Source organism: Pseudomaricurvus albidus (assembly GCF_018863235.1).
GTDB lineage: Bacteria > Pseudomonadota > Gammaproteobacteria > Pseudomonadales > Cellvibrionaceae > Pseudomaricurvus > Pseudomaricurvus albidus.
The window spans coordinates 710,087-727,957 of the sequence record NZ_JAHKRS010000001.1 but is presented as its reverse complement, the minus strand read 5'-3'; the positions used below and the strand labels follow the sequence as shown (position 1 = coordinate 727,957).

15 protein-coding genes are annotated in these 17,871 nt (G+C 54.9%); 3 read left to right on the top strand and 12 right to left on the bottom strand.

Annotation, left to right across the window (positions count from 1 at the left end; genetic code table 11):
• Nucleotides 1–452: 452 nt before the first annotated feature.
• Together KOI40_RS03270 and KOI40_RS03265 are read right to left on the bottom strand one after the other, a co-directional pair.
• Nucleotides 453–968, bottom strand: coding sequence for a GDYXXLXY domain-containing protein (locus tag KOI40_RS03270; protein ID WP_216095999.1), 516 nt, complete (start codon nt 966–968; stop codon nt 453–455).
• The gene (locus KOI40_RS03265) at nt 965–2,275 is read right to left on the bottom strand and encodes a DUF2157 domain-containing protein (RefSeq protein WP_216095998.1); all 1,311 of its coding nucleotides are present in this window, start codon (nt 2,273–2,275) and stop codon (nt 965–967) included. The genes KOI40_RS03270 and KOI40_RS03265 overlap by 4 nt, the downstream gene beginning before the upstream one ends.
• A gap of 123 nt (nt 2,276–2,398) precedes the next feature.
• Between KOI40_RS03265 and KOI40_RS18720 the strand changes: the two genes are divergently transcribed.
• Complete coding sequence (locus tag KOI40_RS18720; RefSeq protein ID WP_216095997.1) at nt 2,399–2,905, top strand: prepilin-type N-terminal cleavage/methylation domain-containing protein; 507 nt, start codon at nt 2,399–2,401, stop codon at nt 2,903–2,905.
• 43 nt (nt 2,906–2,948) lie between these two features.
• Here the strand turns inward: KOI40_RS18720 and KOI40_RS03255 are convergent, their stop codons facing one another.
• The 4 genes from KOI40_RS03255 to KOI40_RS03240 all read right to left on the bottom strand — a co-directional run bounded on the left by KOI40_RS03255 (nt 2,949) and on the right by KOI40_RS03240 (nt 11,768).
• The gene (locus KOI40_RS03255; protein WP_216095996.1) at nt 2,949–3,425 is read right to left on the bottom strand and encodes a mechanosensitive ion channel family protein; all 477 of its coding nucleotides are present in this window, start codon (nt 3,423–3,425) and stop codon (nt 2,949–2,951) included.
• Between the two features lie 202 nt (nt 3,426–3,627).
• On the bottom strand, nt 3,628–3,948 hold the full coding sequence (locus KOI40_RS03250) for a hypothetical protein (RefSeq protein WP_216095995.1): 321 nt from the start codon (nt 3,946–3,948) through the stop codon (nt 3,628–3,630).
• Nucleotides 3,949–4,020: 72 nt separating this feature from the next.
• On the bottom strand, nt 4,021–5,643 hold the full coding sequence (locus KOI40_RS03245; RefSeq protein ID WP_216095994.1) for a ShlB/FhaC/HecB family hemolysin secretion/activation protein: 1,623 nt from the start codon (nt 5,641–5,643) through the stop codon (nt 4,021–4,023).
• A 17-nt stretch (nt 5,644–5,660) separates the two neighbouring features.
• Nucleotides 5,661–11,768, bottom strand: coding sequence for a YDG domain-containing protein (locus KOI40_RS03240; protein ID WP_216095993.1), 6,108 nt, complete (start codon nt 11,766–11,768; stop codon nt 5,661–5,663).
• A gap of 217 nt (nt 11,769–11,985) precedes the next feature.
• Between KOI40_RS03240 and KOI40_RS03235 the strand changes: the two genes are divergently transcribed.
• On the top strand, nt 11,986–12,951 hold the full coding sequence (locus KOI40_RS03235) for an AraC family transcriptional regulator (protein WP_216095992.1): 966 nt from the start codon (nt 11,986–11,988) through the stop codon (nt 12,949–12,951).
• 21 nt (nt 12,952–12,972) lie between these two features.
• Here KOI40_RS03235 and KOI40_RS03230 read toward each other — a convergent pair whose 3' ends face one another.
• The 3 genes from KOI40_RS03230 to KOI40_RS03220 form a co-directional block, all read right to left on the bottom strand.
• Entirely contained in the window at nt 12,973–13,359 is a 387-nt protein-coding gene (locus tag KOI40_RS03230) for a DUF6559 family protein (protein WP_216095991.1), read from the bottom strand.
• A gap of 40 nt (nt 13,360–13,399) precedes the next feature.
• A complete protein-coding gene (locus KOI40_RS03225; protein WP_216095990.1) occupies nt 13,400–13,702 on the bottom strand; it encodes a hypothetical protein in 303 nt (100 codons plus the stop codon).
• Between the two features lie 171 nt (nt 13,703–13,873).
• Nucleotides 13,874–14,575, bottom strand: a complete 702-nt coding sequence (locus KOI40_RS03220) for a TetR/AcrR family transcriptional regulator (RefSeq protein WP_216095989.1) — start codon at nt 14,573–14,575, stop codon at nt 13,874–13,876.
• A 257-nt stretch (nt 14,576–14,832) separates the two neighbouring features.
• On the opposite strand from KOI40_RS03220, the gene KOI40_RS03215 reads away from it, so the two are divergent.
• The gene (locus KOI40_RS03215) at nt 14,833–15,774 is read left to right on the top strand and encodes a homocysteine S-methyltransferase family protein (RefSeq protein WP_216095988.1); all 942 of its coding nucleotides are present in this window, start codon (nt 14,833–14,835) and stop codon (nt 15,772–15,774) included.
• Between the two features lie 181 nt (nt 15,775–15,955).
• Here the strand turns inward: KOI40_RS03215 and KOI40_RS03210 are convergent, their stop codons facing one another.
• The 3 genes from KOI40_RS03210 to KOI40_RS03200 form a co-directional block, all read right to left on the bottom strand.
• A complete protein-coding gene (locus KOI40_RS03210) occupies nt 15,956–16,519 on the bottom strand; it encodes a hypothetical protein (protein ID WP_216095987.1) in 564 nt (187 codons plus the stop codon).
• A 114-nt stretch (nt 16,520–16,633) separates the two neighbouring features.
• Nucleotides 16,634–17,152, bottom strand: a complete 519-nt coding sequence (locus KOI40_RS03205) for a DUF1993 domain-containing protein (protein ID WP_216095986.1) — start codon at nt 17,150–17,152, stop codon at nt 16,634–16,636.
• Between the two features lie 54 nt (nt 17,153–17,206).
• Complete coding sequence (locus tag KOI40_RS03200) at nt 17,207–17,773, bottom strand: NnrU family protein (RefSeq protein WP_216095985.1); 567 nt, start codon at nt 17,771–17,773, stop codon at nt 17,207–17,209.
• Between the last annotated feature and the right edge of the window lie 98 nt (nt 17,774–17,871).

The window sequence follows — 17,871 nt, the reverse complement described above, 5'->3', positions numbered from 1 at the left end:
GCAACAAATATGTTTTTAGCTATATCCAAACCAATACGAATAGTCATTGTCGCCATGATCGTCTCCTAGTTCAGTAGTCGTATCTTAAGGATAGCCACTGAAGGTAGAGGAGAGTCCATGTCATTATTCAACGTCACAATGACGCGTTTAAACACGTCACCGCGACATATATCCACAAAAAATCACCCGCAAATCACGGGTTAATTTTCCATTATTCAATAGCTTAACAAGCATTGACGCGTTTAAACGCGTCACAGCGACGTATATCTACAGAGGGAAGTCTTTAACAGAGGGACGGCATATCCTTGCGTTCAGTCATTGTGGTCGATCTTCCCTGTGTGATGCGCTGGCGCGCTAATCTGCAACTATTGTTAACCAGTCCGTCCTTGACTACAAGGGTCAGTTTTTACTGTCTTTTGGGTGATGGTGATGGTTCGGGCGGTGAGCCGTGTTTACTCCCCCGAGCCTGCGATGACATTTTGCAAGGCCACTTGCCCGCTGTCTGAAACCATCAGTACGGCGACTCCACTTTCCCTCAGCTCGCGTTCCAGTTTGAGCGCTTTTTCTTTGGGAGCGAAGTAGGCTTCGATGCCGTACTTCACCCGATAAGGTGGTACGCTGTTGGTGGTGCGCCCGCGCAGGAATACACCGGCTTCGGGTTTGGTGAGTGAGGCATCGGCATAGTGAAACAGACCGTCGTCGCCAGTTTGCAGGCTGATGTAAACCACTTCGCCTTTGCGCAGTGAGGGAAACTCGGACAGGGCGCGTCCCGGCAGCTGGCCGATCTCGTAGTTGAGCCGTGCGTAGTTGCCGCGAAACATTGAGCGGGGGTCGATTGGGATGGTTTTTACGCGGATTTCCTGTCCCGTCCATAAGGGCATTGCGGCTTTCACCACCATGCCCACCAGTAAGCACAGTTGCAGGATGACGGCCAGCCCAAGGCCTTTGGCAATCGTGGATCGCTTCATTGGGTGCCTCCTTGCAGTTGTTGCCCTTTCCAGTATTTGGCGGCGCCAAGCAGGACAGCGGCCAGCACCATAAACAGGATCGCACCGCCAATATAGTCACCGATCAAATCGATGTAGCGCATAAACGCCGTCAACAAAATGGTGGCCACGCCTAAAAAGAAATAGTGGGAAACTCCCTGATGAATACCCCGAACAATCAGCCCGATGCCGCTGCAGATCAGTGCGATGTTGTAAGCGATTTGAAAGTACACCGCGGCTGACCGGTCTTCGGCGGCGACCACGGCAATCATCGACAGGCCGGCGAACACCGCCACCGGCAACAGAAACTGCAGAATTCTGCCGCGCCAGGCAAACCACAGAGACGCAGCCATCAAGACCACAACACACAGCCACATGGACGCCTGTTGATCCCAGTCGGATTCAATCAAGTCCGACCAGGGGTCTTCAAAGCTGAACACCAGCAAGGCCACCAGACCGAACCTCAGCGACCAGAGCGACAACAGCACGCCGTAATCCTTGGCCTTGTTGCTGCTTTGCGCATACAACCAGCCACTGACCGCATACGCCAAGACAAACAGCGCCACACTCACCAAAAGATGTTCGAGGTGAAGGGTGTAATCGTAACGATCGCCCGCCCACAGTGCCGACAGCACGGCTTCTATCCAGAGACCGATAGCGGCAATGGTCGCAAGGAACAGCATGCTGCTGGACGGCCCCTTGTACAGCACGTACACCGCCGCCACGATAAACAGCGGGAACAGCCACGGAAAGAAGCCCATGCCGAACTCAAGCACAAACCACAGCATCGCCAGCAACACACTGAACAGCGTCAGCCAGGGACTTTTCAGCAGGACACCAAAAGGCAAACTGCCCAGCGCCCACCAGAATACGCCGTCGGGCATGTGCTCGCCCAAGTGATAGATCTGCGCGATCAGAATAATGGACGCGCCGTAAAACAGATTGCCCAATAAAAACAATCCAGCCGCACCGGACGTGCTGCCGGCAAAATAGGATTTGAACGCCAGCCCGTGAGTCGCCAGCGTCAGCAACAGCAATCCGCCCATGCGCAACGCGCGGGGGATTTCGTCCCAATTGGCGCCCAGTAGCGTGATCACCGCCAGGCCGATAAACAGATACCCCAATCCGATTAACAGACGGTAACCGAGGGAGTGGTTCTGAATGGAGTCGTAATCCACATCGTAGACCCGACAAATGGATCGCGCCTGATCGGCAGAAATCAGGTCCTTCTCGACCCAGTCGGAAACCTCTTTGGCGAGGTCGTTTTTAAACAGTCTTATCAGTCGCACTCGTTTATCCCTATCGAATGTTAAAACACCCTTTTATTTCAGCATCTATAATAAGAACAGAAGATAGAGCCGTTTTATTGTCATCAACCCAACATATCACCAGCCTGATCAAGGGGGTGAACCATGAAAAAGCCTCTGCAAACCGGCTATACACTACTGGAAATTGTCGTTGTTGTCGGTATCGTTTTAATCCTCGCTGCTCTGGCCGGCCCCAAATATATAGAGTACAAGAGAACACAACAGCAGTGGGAGCACGGCGCCTATACCACCGCACCGCAAATTGTTCCGCTGCCACCCGGCACCGCCAACTACGTCTTCAAACTGACACAGGGCAAAGGCGTTGACCAGTACAACCAGCCTATTATCAAGACCGGAGCACAACCCATCGGCGGGCGCAGCGTGACGTTTACACTCACCCCCGGCAATCCGAACCATCAGGGCGTTATCACAACCCTCAATTCCCAGACGATTGATGCGACCAGCGGAACCACGACCACAGACACTCTTGGGCTGGTAACAATTCAGATCTCACTGGATGATTTCGGCTCGTGGAAACTCACCGCCGATGTTGCGCCAGATGCCAATGGACAGTTTGGAGGCAGTGAGTCATTCATTCTTGTCTCCCGTTAACGCCACGTATGTGATTGACGGTTACCTGAACCCGGCGGGAGTTTTATTCAGCGGGCGTTTGATCCAACAACGTCACCTTGGAATTAAGCAACAGGGAGTTGGGCACCAGATGCACGGCACCTTCGGCTTTAACGGTGATGTAGCGCAGGTTCAGGTCCACCACCACGCCCTTCACGCCGGCGATTTCTACGCTGTCTTCCAGCTCGATGGGTTTGTAGAGCACAATCATCATGCCGGCCACCAGATTGGAGATGGCGTCTTTCAGGGCCAGCCCGAGTGCGAAGCCGGTTAACCCCAAACCCGCGACCAGAGCCGAGACATTAAACCCCAGCTTCGACAGCGCCAGTACACAGCCGATAAAAATCAAAATGGCCTTCTGTGAATTGGAGATCAGGCGGAAGCTTTCGGAGGCACTGGCATCGTAGCGCCCGGCAATGTTCTTCAGTAATTTGTCGAACAAGATCGCCGCAACAATAAACACGCCCAGAATAAACAGCGCTGGCAAAAGGTGATTGGTCATTTTTGTCTTCCTAATTTAGCGGGTCAGAAAATCATGCATCAAAAACACTCTGTATAACCCATCGGAGTGTTTATAGCCATACGACAATCTACCTTAAACACTCGACATTGGAGTTCCATAACTCGAAACCGGGTCTCCCGCACTCGACGGTCTATCCCAATCATTCGACAACCTATCTCAATCACTCGATGGCCTGTTCCAATCACTCGACAACCTCCCTCCGATCATCGACGTCGAGGCTTTTTGCTCCAGCATCGAAGCTTTTTACTCCAACATCGGAGCCACAATACTCGACATCCCCCTTAAAAGACTCGACATCGCCGTCAAAACACTCGGCATCCTCCTGCCGATACCCGACATCGAGTCTTTGATAACCGACGTCGGGTCTTTTATAGGGAAGCGTCCTGTCCCGAGACCCGACATCGGGTTCCGGCAATGGACAATCGGGTATTTTGGATAGGCAGGGGGATTGGTTGTATAGGCTGGGGGGATACGATGAATGGGCTAAGGGGATACGAGGCATCCCCCCCTGTATCAATCACATCCTCGCTAAACCCAAGAGGGCATCACTTTCAGCCGGATGGGAATTTGCGGCTTAGAACGACCACTGCATCCGTCCCCAGACTTGCGGGGTGCGCTCGGTATCACTGACGGGCTGTTCGCCGGTGCGCCAGGAACTGGTGAGGCTGAAACTCAGCTGCGGGTGTGGTTGCCAGTCAACGCCCACACCGATGCTGCTCAGGTTGCGGTGGTGATCATCGTCCTCCAGCGGGTGGCGCACCAGACGGGCATAACCGCCATCGACAAAGGTTTTGAATTGCCAGTCAGTTCGCCATTGATAGCGCAGCTCCAGAGTGCCGAGCACGCCTTCATCGGCGCTGGCTTCGCCGGCCGGATAGCCGCGAATGGTGTAAGGCCCGCCCAGTGACAAGTGCTCAGAGCTGTCCAGATTGCCGTCGGTCCACTGCCCTTGCAGCGCGGTGTAGAGACTCAGTTGGTTCGTCAGGTATTGCAGCCGCAACAGGGAAAACTGCAACTTGCCAAAGCTGCCGCGATCGATGCTGTCCCCGCGCAGGTGGCCCTGCACCCAACTCACATTGAAGGCGTTTACACCCCCACCGCCGAAGGTATCGCGCCAATCCCCGGACAGGCCCAGGGTGACGTTCTCGGACGTCTTGTCGGTGACGATAAAACCATCGAACAGTTCATCGGTCAGGTCCTTGCGCTCCACTTGCAGCAGGCTGCGCACATTCAGATTGCGACTGCGCAACCAGGGGTGGGTGACAAACAGGCCGATGGTATCCGCCGTGCCTGTGGCATCGAGATCGTCGAAATCCCCGCCCAGCTGGTAATCCATTTTTGACGCAGACAGACCCACGCGGGTGCCCCAGGGGCTGACCGGCAGGTCGTAGCGGGCCATGTAGTACAGCTGCTCCTCGTCAGTGCCCAGCAGGTAGAGTGAAAACGCATCGCCAAGGCCCAGCGGACTGGCCACATCCAGTTGCGTACTCATACGGTATTCACCGGTGTGGCGGTTGCCGTAGTTGTCCATCGTCACTCTACCGCTCAAACGGGGTGCATCTTTCAGTATCACGGTCAGATCGGATTGTCCCGGCTCGCGACCCGCCGCCAGTGAAGAAGATGCCCGCGTCCCCGGCAGATCGTCGAACAACAGCACCTGCCGCTCCAGCGGTTTGAGAGTGACCGCGTCGCCGCTTGCCAGCTGCCCCATCATGCTGCGCGGCACAAAGTCGCGCAGGTGGCTCTGGTTTGTCAGGGTTACCTGCCCATAACGCCCCTCGGCAATGGCGATGGTAATGATGCCGTCGTCGCCAATTTCCTGCGCGGGCAAATAGGCCCGACTGACCAGATACCCCTGCTGACGATAATATACCGTGAGCCGCTCCGCAGCGTCGTACAGCTCGGCCAGTGTCAGTGTCTGGCCGGTCAAATCCTGCAGCTGTGCCAGCAGTGCCCCGGTGGGCAGCGAATGATTGCCTTCAATCCGAAACTCGCGCACCGGAATCGGAATGTCCGATTGTGGCGCAACTACCGGTACGTCCGTCGGTGCTTGCAAGGCAGGCTCCGACGACGGCGGCAAGGACAGTTGCTGATCTTCCAGTATCCGCAAGCTGTCACCCGCTTGCGGGGGAAGTTGTGCCATGGCCATCGGCAGCCAGCCAAGGGCGACCGCAAGACTTAACAGTTGTCTTTTCATGAATTCCTTTCCTGATTTTATGGCTGCAACAGGCTTGCCGCACTGTCCTGATAGCCGGATTCGTTATCGTTCGACTCGTCGGTTGTTCCCAAGGTCACGTCACCGGCCAGCCCCGTCAGGTTCAGGCCATCGCCGCGGATGGTCAGTTGCAGTGAGGTTTCACCGGGCAGTGAGCTGGGCGTGTCCTGCCGCAGGCGGATCGCCTCAACATAGCCCTGCAGTGGCCGGTTTTCTGTCTGGGTGACTTCTTCCCGCACACTGGCAAGGGTTTGCACCGGGCCACTGAGCTGATAATTGCTACGATCTGCGCCTTGCAGCTCGCCACTCACGGTCACAAGCTTGTTATCGCCCACCTCGGCATTGGCGAACAAACCGCTGAGGATCACGCTGAGATCATCGCCGTTAATCACGCCGCTGAGTTCAGCAACAACCTCCGCATCCAGAGTGCCGTCGTAGACCTTGTGTTGCGCCACCGCATTGATCAGATCGATTACCTTGGCGGTGATGTCGGCGGTGGTTGTGATGCTGCTCGACGACAGGGCGTAGTTGCCGGCATCCGCACCCGACAGCGCGCCGCTGACGGTGACGGTTTTGCCGGTGCCGGCGTTTTTGTTGTCAAACGCGCCGCTTACTGCCAGTTGCAGATCATCGCCGCTGAGAACGCCATTCAGGTCTGCCGCCACATCGGCATCGGTGGTGCCGTCGTAGGCTTTATGTTGAGCCACCGCATTGATCAGATCGATCACCTTGGCGGTGATGTCGGCGGTGGTGGTGATGCTGCTTGCCGACAGGGCGTAGTTACTGGCATCCGCACCCGACAGTGCGCCGTTGACGGTCACGGTTTTGCCAGTGCCAGCGTTTTTGTTATCAAACTCGCCGCTAACCGCCAGTTGCAGATCATCGCCGCTGAGAACGCCGTTCAAATCTGCCGCCACATCGGCATCGAGCGTGCCGTCATAGACTTTGTCTTGGGCCACGGCATTGATCAGATCAATCACCTTGGCGGTGATGTCGGCGGTGGTTGTGATGCTGTTCGACGACAGGGCGTAGTTACCGGCATCCGCGCCGGACAGTGCGCCGCTGACGGTCACGGTTTTGCCAGTACCGGTGTTCTTGTCGTCAAACGCCCCGCTTACTGTCACTTGAAGATCGTCGCCGCTGATGACGCCATTCAGTTCAGCAATCGCGTCTGCATCCAAAGTGCCGTCATAGACTTTGTTCTGTGCGATGGCGTTAATCAGATCAATGACCTTCTTCGTCACCGTAAGCGTGCCGCCGGTAGCGGTGAGATCAACGTTGTAACCCGTAGCGGCCAGATCGCCGACCTGCCAGCTGAACGCATAGTCACCCGCATCGGCGCTTGCGGCCGCGCCTGCTGAGACAAGCGTGGGGGCTCCGATGTTGCTGGCATCATCCTGCGTAAACACACTGCCGTAAGCGGCAGCGTCTACAAATCCGCTCAGGGTGTAATCGGTTCCGACAACCGGCGTGGTGATGGTGTACAGATCACCGTAGGTCTTGCTGCCATCAACCGTGCCGGTGACCGTAAGGGTCGGCTGCATGGCAAACACATAGCGGTTACCCGAGGCCGTGATAGCGGGCGCGCCGTTCCAACTGGTATTCCACAGCGCCTGATTGCCGCTGGCCAGGCCACCAAAGGTGTTGTCATCCGGGTTGTCGCTGTAGATCAGCCATCGGCCATCGGCGTTTGTGGCGGACAACGCAGAGCTGCCTGCCTGATTGATAAAGGTTGCACCCGCCAGCACAAGCGCATCGCCGGCCGCGCTGGAGGTCACTGCACTGCCGCTGTGGAGGTAGATGCCTCCGTCCGTCTGCACCAGCAGTGTGTTATCGCCCAGTTCAACGCTGTCCAGCAAATCAATACCCAAACCGCCTTTAAGCGTCAGGGTTTTACCTGTCAGACCGCTTGCCACCCTGACGCCACCACGGGTGTTTACGCCATAATCAGTGGACTCGATAGTGCGATTATCGGTCAGCAGGTAATAGCTATCAGAAATGGTGCCCGACTGGGCTCCGGTCAGTGTTCCAACCAAGCGACTCCCTCGCACCTCACCCGTGGCATAGGATTCGCTGATTGCACTCGAAATAACAGCGCCAACCAGGCCGCCAACTCTATGGTTCCCGTCAACGCTTGCGGAGGCGTAGGACTGGCTGATAGAACCATTGTTCAGATGCAGATGGCCAACCAGACCACCGACATTGATGCCTCCTTGCACTTCACCGGTGGCATAGGACTGGCTGATGCTGGAGTTACCAGACAAAAAACCGACCAGACCGCCAACAATATCCCCCCCCGTCACCGCGCCGGTAACATAGGACTGGCCAATACTGCTGCCGCCTCCACCAACCAGACCGCCGACGTAATCCTTGCCCGTAATGTCGACGTTAGCCAGCCCTAACTGACGCAGCGTTGCGCCATCGGTGTAGCCAAACAGGCCGACCCAATCTGTGGCTCCCCGATCAATAAACAGATCACTGATCACATGCCCCAAGCCGTCAAAAACGCCACGGAAGCTGTTGCTGGAACGGCTACCAAGCGGATCAAACCCCGCACCGCTCCACATACCGGACACATTGCTGCCATTGGCAATGCTGGCGTCGATATCGGCGGCGAGGGTGTAATCGGCGGTCAGGTCCAGCGCGGCCAGTTGCAGCTGGTGGGCGTTGCGGATGGTGGTGCTGTATTCGCTGTACAAAAACGGCCGGGTGGAGCCTTCGATCATGGCCCAGGTGGGGTTACCGCTGCCGTCTTTGGCGATATACATGTCGCCGTATAACTGCTCCCAGGTGCCCAGGTTTTGATAGGCGCTGTGGTTGTAGCGGTTGCTGGCCGTTACCTCGGAGAGGTTGGTGTTGGTACCATCGAAAGAAAGACCAATAGCCGCATCTTGCCCGGTGGAATCGCTGTCCCAATGGCTATTGGTGATGGAGCTTAAGAACCCGTCCTGAATCCCAACCAGACCGCCAACATCAATACCCCCCGTCACCGCACCGGTGGCATAGGACTGGCTGATAGTGCCATGATTCAGAGACCCGACCAGACCGCCAACGGTCTGATTACTCCCCGTCACCGCACCGGTGGCATAGGACTGGCTGATGCTGCCGCTCTGAAGCCCGACCAGACCGCCAACCTCATTCGTCCCCGTCACCGCAGCGGCGGCATAGGACTGGCTGATGCTAGAGGAGCTGAAACCAACCAGCCCCCCAACACGCCACTCCCCAGTCACCGCGCCGGTGGCATAGGAGCGGCTGATGCTGCTATCACGCAGCCCACCCACCAGACCGCCGACGGTATCCCTGCCCGTAATATCGACGTTTTCCAGCCCCACCTGACGCAGCGTTGCGCCATCGGTATAGCCAAACAACCCAACAGAGTCTGTGCTTCCCCGGTGAATAAACAGATCACTGATCACATGACCCAAGCCATCAAACACACCGCTAAATTCAGTGCTGGCGTTACCCAGCGGATTAAACCCGGCACCGCTGTTCCAGCCTGCCGTGGCGCTGGCATCAATATCCGCGCCCAGCACATAGTTGCCGGTCAGCCCGTTGTTGATGGCTTGCAACTGCTGCAGAGTGAGAATGACGTTATAGGCGTCGGGGCGATTGCTTGCGGTGATGGCACCCGTGGGCAGGCTATGGCGGTTGAAGACCTGATTGCCCGACAGCCCCAGCAGGTAAGGCGTGGTCTGGTCACCAGCATTGCCCCACACCTCGCCAAACTCGAAACCGGTGAAGCTGTCGGCGGAGAACATTTGCTCGGTGGTCAGGCCCGTGCCGCCGTCGCCCCAAAAAAAGTTACTGCCGAGACCCGTTACCTGGCCGGTGGTTTCGGTGTTCCAGTAGCTGGTGGTAATGCTGCCGTTGTCCTGAAACCCAACCAGACCGCCAACTTCACTATTCCCCGCCACCGCACCAGTGGCATAGGACTGGCTGATACTGCCACCGTTCTGATACCCGACCAGACCGCCAACTTGACTCGTCCCCGTCACCGCACCGGTGACATAGGACTGGCTGATGTTGCCATCGCGCTGATACCCGACCAGACCACCAACGGTACCATACCCCGTCACCGCACCGGTGGCATAGGACTGGCTGATGCTGCCATTACTATTAAACCCGACCAGTCCACCAACGTCACTATTCCCCGTCACCGCAGCGGTGGCATAGGATTGGCTGATGCTGCTCGTGACGCTGCTATTGTTGCTACCACCAACCAGCCCCCCAACACGCTGCTCCCCAGTCACCGCGCCGGTGGCATAGGATTGGCTGATGCTGCTACCACGCAACACACCCACCAGACCGCCGACGCTATCCCTGCCCGTAATATCGACATTTTCCAACCCCACCTGACGCAAAGTTGCGCCATCGGTGTAGCCAAACAGGCCGACCCAATCTGTGGCTCCCCGGTTAATAAACAGATCACTGACGACATGCCCCAAGCCATCAAACACGCCACGGAAGCTATTGCTGGGGCTACCAAGCGGATTAAACCCCGCACCGCTGTTCCAGCCTGCCGTGGCACTGGCGTCGATATCCGCGCCCAGCACATAGTTTCCGCCCAACGCGTTATTGACGTCTTGCAGCGCGTTTACATCGGTAATGATGGTGTAGTCGATGACAGAACCACCGCTGCCCAGCTGGGTACTGAAGCTGCCGGTGGACGCCAGGTTAATAGGCGCCGTGACCCGGTATTGGGCTTCGGTGCCGTTGATCACGCCGTCGCTGCTGCCCTGGCCGTATTTCAGTGCCAACCCGGCGGTGCCGCTGGCGTTGAGGGATTCGTTAACGTGAATATCCCGCTCGGCGTTGAGGGTGAGCGTGTTGGCGCTCCAACTGACGCTGTCATTAACGAAGACATCGCCGTTGCCGTCGGTGGCGCCGTTGACGCTCTGGATCTCGACGTGGTTATTGGCCAGCTGGTTGCTTAAGGCGGCACCGGTGATGTCGCCATCGCTGGCGGCGATGGTGAAGTCGTTGGGGTCGATCAGCCAGGTGCCGGTGTCGCCGTTATCGGCCCGCGTGGTGATCTGAGTGCTGTCGGCAATCGTGACATGAGCACCGCTGGTTTCGATAAACCCACCGTCGCCGCTGTCGGGCGCGGAGGCGTCCAGCGTGCCGTCGATACTGGCGGTGCCGCTTTGCATGTCGGCCAGCAGCACGATTTTACCGTCGCGCTGGGCCACGCTTTGCGCGCGAATCTGCCCGCTGTTGTTGACCACCGAATCGAGCACCTGATCGGCGGCGTGTGTGGTGAGGTAAACGCTGCCGCCATCGGCCTGGATCGCGCCGTGGTTTTCCACCAGCGCATTGAGTTTGCCCTGTTCGATGGTGAGGTTGATCAAGCCGTCGCCGGCAAAGTCGAGCTGGATTTTCTCCCCTGCGGCCATGGCGACACTGCCCAGGTTGGCACGAATCACCCCTTCGTTACTGACCTGCCCGCCAAGCATCGCCACCGCATCGGCATGGATGCTGCCGCGGTTGATGACGGCCTGATCCCCGCTGCCCTCAAAGCGGTAGTGGCCGTCGAGAAAGTCCTGATTGTCGATATCCAGCGTGGAGGCTACCAAGCCGCCGACGTTAACGTTGGCCCCTTCGGCAAACAACACCCCGTTCTGGTTAACCAGAAAGACCTTGCCGGTGGCATTGAGGTTGCCGTAAATCGCGGAAGGGTCGCTGCCGGTGACGCGGTTAAGCGCCACGGCGGCGCTACTGTTCTGGTCGAAGTTGACCGTATTGCCCGCGCCGATGCTGAACGACTGCCAGTCGATAATGGCTTTGTTTGAGCTTTGTTCTAAGTTGAGGGTTTGGCCGTTGGGTTTACTGATGGACACATCGCCGGCAATCACCTGACCCTGTTGTGGCAAGCTGGCTGCCAACACGGTGCCGGGCAGACCTAAAAACAGCAGCGGAAGGGTGACACCGCCATTCTTGCCTTTGCGTTGTGCTTTACGTTGCCCTTTAACCTGCCCTTTGCCCTGTCCTTTGCCCTGTCCTTTGCCCTGCCCTTTGCCCTTCCCTTTACAACAGCCCCGGGCCAGTTCAGACACGACCTGCCAGGTACCCAGTGCAGTATTGAAGACGGTTTTGAAAATGTGGTTCATGGCGTTCCCTCGGGGGTGTCACGGGAAGAGTGTCTCTGGCCCGGGATGGGCAAGGACAAGCCCCTGCATGTGATTTCCGTTAAACGCACTAGGGTAGAGTTCAGCGACATTGAGAACCAGTTCACACACATGTCATTTTCCGGGCTTTTATCATTTTCCTTATGAATAACGATCGGACATAAAGCGGCCGGCTCATGATTTCAGGTAATATGCCGTCATGATGAAGAATTCAAAAAACAGCAATAACCGCCGCACGGTTACAGCCGATATGGGTGGAGGGCAGTCTATTGACCTGCCCGGCATTCGCGGCCGCATGGAACGTCTGGAATTTGCCAGCGGGATGGTGCTCTATCGTATGGAGTACGAAGCGCTGGAGGATTGTTCAGTGCAGGTGCAAAACAGTTTCAAAGAGCCGTGGCTGGGTTCTGCCATGCATTTACTGGGAGAATCCCAGCTGTCATACCCCAACGGCAGCACCTTCAGCCTGACCCCGGACTCGGCATTGCTGATGCGCGTGGATCCGTCCGGCAGCTGCTTTCAGCTGCAAAAAGGGCAGCTCATTCGCCACGTAGGTGTCGCCTCCACACTGGCACCGTTAAAAAAACGTTTCGGAGACAAACTGCCCGATCGGCTTTCACTGTTCAGTGAAGAAGCGTTTGGTGAATTTCAGCTTGGCCAGTCCTTTTCACCCAGCCAGCGCCTGCGGCAATTGGGCAGCAACCTGTTTGACGGCCATGCCCGTGGCAGTGCCCGACTGCTGAAACTGGAAGGCATTGCCAACCTGTTTATGGCAGAGATCATCGAACTGTTCTGTGAAGAGAACGAGAGCGAAGACCACATTCTCGTTTGGGAACAACAGGCACTGGCCGACATCATTGGGCATATCGGAAACCATCTGCATGGCGCACTTGGCATTGCCAGTCTGGCGGAGATGGCAAGCCTCACCGAAAACCGTCTGGATCAGTTGTTTCGACAAAAATTCCAGCTTAGCTGTGCCGAGTATGTGCGCAACGAAAGGATGACCGCCGCCCACCGCTGGCTGGCAAGCGGCGAACTCTCAGTAAGCGAGGTTGCCGAAAAAGTGGGCTACAGCCACGTCAGCAACTTTTCACGGGCCTACCGCACCCGCTTTGGTGAGACGCCGGCGAGAACGCTGCGTCGTGCGACTGTGGGGGTTGGGTAGCAGCCCCCTTTGCCAAAGGTTTCAGAAGCCGGTTTTACCGTGCCGGTTTGCTTCCCAGTTGGTGTGCATATCACCTTTCCATCCTGCTGGCGCTGCCAGTGCGAGTATATCCCTGGCGGTAAACTTAGGATTCAGAGCTAACAGATTTGCCAATTCTGCGCGTAATTGATCCAGGAATGGCTGATCTATTTGATGCCGGGTTATCGTATTGAAGGACGCTTCAAACCGGTAGAGCGCAATCGCGTAGGCAATGAACCGGGAGTTGAGCTTATATTGCTGAATCGTTCGTGAAATCTGACCGACCGTGTATTGATCCGATACGCCATAGCGTTTGCTCAGTAACGGTGCCAGCTTGAGCACATACGATTTGATGGCTCTGTTCTTTAAGTAGCGAGAGATAAAGTTCACAGGGTTCCTTTTATACGGCATCTACACACGCCTGAACGGGTTATCGATCATTCCCGACATATCCTTTTAAATACGCAATAAGAAGCGGACTCCATAAAGTCACAACCACAACCCACACAAACAGGTTGCCACTGGAGACATTAAACACCTGATTTATTTCGCTGATCTCTTTTCCCAGAACAAAGTAACCCAATCCGTATTCAAACATCAATGTCAGGCCAACCCAAAATATTCCAAGCGCCAAACAAGTGGAGACTGTTTTAGGCACAATATAATCGATGGCGTTATAAACAATGATCAGAATAAAAACAGATAGCAAAATCCCGCTAGCGGGTAATGCCACTGACTCGCCCAGATAAACGGTTAAGATTTTTCACGCAGAAGCCCGTTGGCTATTGCCGCCAATACCATCACCAACCAGATCGCTATCGCTTTGATCAAAAACATATTTTGATCTCGCTTACAGATACCGTTCTGTCAAACACCACGCCACTGCCCCTTGTATTTGACTGGGTTACGCCTCGTACAACAGCCGAATGTAGTTACGGTATTCCAGCAGCTGGCGCACCAGCAGTTTTTTATCACAGAGGGCTCGCGACACCACGATGCCTCCTTCAATAACGGTAGACAACATATCCGCCAGATCCGAAATTTCCACGTCCAGTTTTGGCGTGTAATGTTGATGCACTTTTTCTAATTGTTGCGAAAACAGTGCCCGCCAATCCATCACACTGTCGGCGGTGATCAACTTGACCTGTTCGTTGACCTCGTTGGATTCGTAGGTGAAAGACGCGACAAGACAGCCGGGGTGCAAGTCTTCCAGTTCGTCCATCATTTCGGCCAGTAACTTGATAAACAACAGCATTTGTTGCAGTGGATCATCCAGCAGCTCTTCCGCTCGCCGAAACAACCCGCTGAACAGGAAGGCATCCTGTTCCCGATAGCGTTGCATCAGGGCATAGGCCAGGTCATCTTTGCCGTCAAAATGATAGAAGAAACCGCCCTTTGAGATACCCGCTTCGTTAATAATTTCCTCGATGGATGTCGCCGAAAATCCTTTTTGTAAAATACGGCGCTCTGCAATATCCATAATGTTATTGCGTGTGATATTGCCCTTGGCAGACGCAGCCTTGCCCGACGTTTCTTTCGATGTACTTTCTTTAGGAGATGATCCCCCCGGCAAGGGCTCCTCTGATGATGTCGGTTTCGATGTCATGATTACTGTACTCCGGGTTCAGTTTTGTTTGTCCTGACCGCGAAATTTTAGTGCCCGGCTAACTCATTAACTGTAACACGTTGTTTTTATGTCGATTAATTTTTTTCGATAAAAAGTACCGTCAGTTCACTAGTCCGGCAGGGTGTAACGTCTTAATCTAAACCTCCTGAGAACAGGGAGGTTCTATCAACAGTGACCGCCTGACGGTCAACACGAAATGTGTTTTACAGAATAAAAGAGAATTTCAGGAGAAGACGATGGGCATTTATCAACAACAGTTACCGCAACTTAACGGCAAGGTGTGCATCACCGACGGCGGTCTTGAGACCGACCTGTGTTTTAACATGAATATCAACCTGCCAGAATTTGCGTCTTACGATCTGCTTCGCGATGAGGCAGGCTACGCCACACTTTATGATTACTACCAACATTACGCACAGCTGGCCGCCCGCTATAAAGTCGGTTTGATTCTGGAGACACCCACCTGGCGGGCAAATACCGATTGGGGAGAAAAAATCGGTGATGCACCCGAGGCGTTGCGGAAGTTGAATATTGCTGCCGTGCAGTTACTGGCGCATATCCGTCAGGAATTTGAAACCGAACACAGTCCGATTGTCATCAGCGGTTGCCTTGGCCCGCGCGGCGACGGTTACACCCCGGAGGCCTGCATGAATGCAACTGAAGCCGCGCGTTATCACAGCACGCAAATCCAGACCTTTGCCGAAGCCAATGTGGATATGATTGCCGCACTGACGCTCAATTATATTGATGAGGCCATCGGCGTCACGCGAGCGGCACAAGACGCTGGGTTGCCTGCATGCATTTCCTTTACGGTAGAAACCGACGGCAAACTGCCCACCGGGGAAACGCTGGAAGATGCCATTGCCCAGGTGGATGAACAAACGAACCAGGGGCCGGCGTACTACATGATCAACTGTGCTCACCCCAGTCATTTTGATCACCTGTTTGCCGTTGACGCGCCCTGGCATCAACGCCTGAAAGGTTTGCGTGGCAATGCCTCCTGCCTCAGTCACGCAGAACTGGATAACGCGGAAACACTGGATGACGGCAATCCGATTGCGTTTGGCAAGGAGCTGACAGAACTGCGTAAAAACGACGCACACCTTACGGTGTTGGGCGGTTGCTGTGGGACAGACCTTCGGCACATCCGTGAAATCTGCAAACAACTGACACATTGATTTCACTGAATGCCATTATTACCTGGCAATGAACACGGCTTCTGTTTAAAGAGGCTGAAGGATTATTTATTGGCGGTTTATTAAGCCGATCAACACGTAACTCTTTTGCCTCTTTTTATTTGAAATTAATGCAACCGATCGCCAGGATTCTCAAGCGTCTGAATTCGACCCAAGACAAACATCATGTTTCATCTGGAAATATGGAAAACTCTTTGCCTTTATACATTCCCTGCCGGGTGGTTGCCGACATCCCTGTAATCGTTGTCAACTTATCGGGTACCGTCTTATAAGAATAGAAGTACACACTGCCCTGATAGCACTTCGGGCAAGGCGACGGCTCATAGGTATAAACTTCTATCGGTGTATCTTCGGGAATACCTTCAATGGACTGTGGGTGATAACCACTGAGAATGACTTTATCCAGTATCACACCTTTTTTAAGCTTAACGACCCATCGGGTTTTATCGTAGGCGGAAAAGGCAAGCACCAGCGGTGTATCTGTAATGGAGACATTGACGACCACCTCGCCACCCATCGCTCTCTTTCGCTGAGTCATTTTCTGGTGACAGTCCATCAGACCAAGACCGTCACACTTTGCATGCCAGGGACGATCATCGTCCTCCGGGTATGTTCCTTCATACACGCCAATGACATGAAGCTCAGGATCAGACTCGAACACGCCGGACGAGCTACAGCCGAACAGAAAAGCGATAAGCAATATGGATAAACGTCTGATCACATTCAATATTGGCTTCCAATACACTCAATTTTTACACCGAAACCCTTCGGCAGGCTGTCAACGCTTTTCACAAGCCCCCGCAACCTTTACTGGGCTTGCGCATGTGCTGACACAATCCCTTCAAACAACCCGCGGGCGACCCAGATAATCAGCCTTGCCAATCTTCAATCCTTGTTCACGCAAAATATCGTAGGCTGTGGTCGCGTGAAAATAGAAATTGGGCTGCGAAAACGACAGCAGGAAATTCTCGGCTGTGAAATTCAGTTCAAAGTTACCCATCTTGAACTGCATGGGCTTGCCGATCACCGCCTCCAAATCTGCCTCGGCCACACCGCTCAGATATTCAACCGCCTGATTGATACACTGGTGCAGACCGGCAAAGTCTTGCGGCGGCGGTGTCATATCCGGAGAAAATACTCCCTCGCTCAAACTGCGTATTGCCAGCTCTGAATGCACCGCCGTCGATTTAATCTGATAGGCAAAAGGCAGCATATCGTCTGCCAGTTTTGCCTGTATAAGATCATCCGGTGCAATAGTATTTTCCTGACACCAGGCTTCCGCCTTGTTCAGCAGATGCGTCATGGAGCCGAGCAATTGCAAACAGGAAGGGACAAAAGCAGCATGAAGCGATAAGGGCATGATGATTTCTCCAGAGCAGATGTTGGTATTGTATTTTGTGGGGTTTATTCCCGGTTAACTGACCAGCGGAATGCCCGATAAATATTGGTGAAAATGCACGATACCGCCGGTAATCACCAGGGCGACAATGGTACTGACCGCAGTCTTCATCCAGCCCACCGGTTCGGGGCGCGTCCAGCTTTTGCCATCGCGGCGATTGATAAAAATGACTTCCAGTACGGCCCACACCAGCAGGCCACCAAAAGCCACCAGTGAGCGACTGTCGCCATTACTCAGCAAATGCGCCACCGCCCAGAGTTTAACGCCGGTCAGTTGCGGGTGACGTATAACGCGTTTGATATCCGTGGGCGCACGAGCGGCGAAGAACAGCACCAAGGCAATGGGCACCAGAGCCATGGTCACATGGCGCATGCCGGCCGGCGGCACCCAGATCATGGACGGTATGGCTGAACGCCAGCCAAAGATGATCATCACCAGGGACAACAACACCACCAGCGCAAACAACCCTTTCCAGGGCAGCAGACCAATTTTTGCAACAACACCCGCCTTGAACTGGGGGGCCAGCGCCAGTGACAGATGAGACAAGGACCACAGCAGCACGCCTGCGATGAGTAAGGACATGGGTTTCTCCTTCTGAAACAAGTGCGATAAAGTCTAGCGGAAAAAACCGGTAGATAACGTAAAGTACAGCTGATACCAGCTTTTGTCTGGTTTTAAGT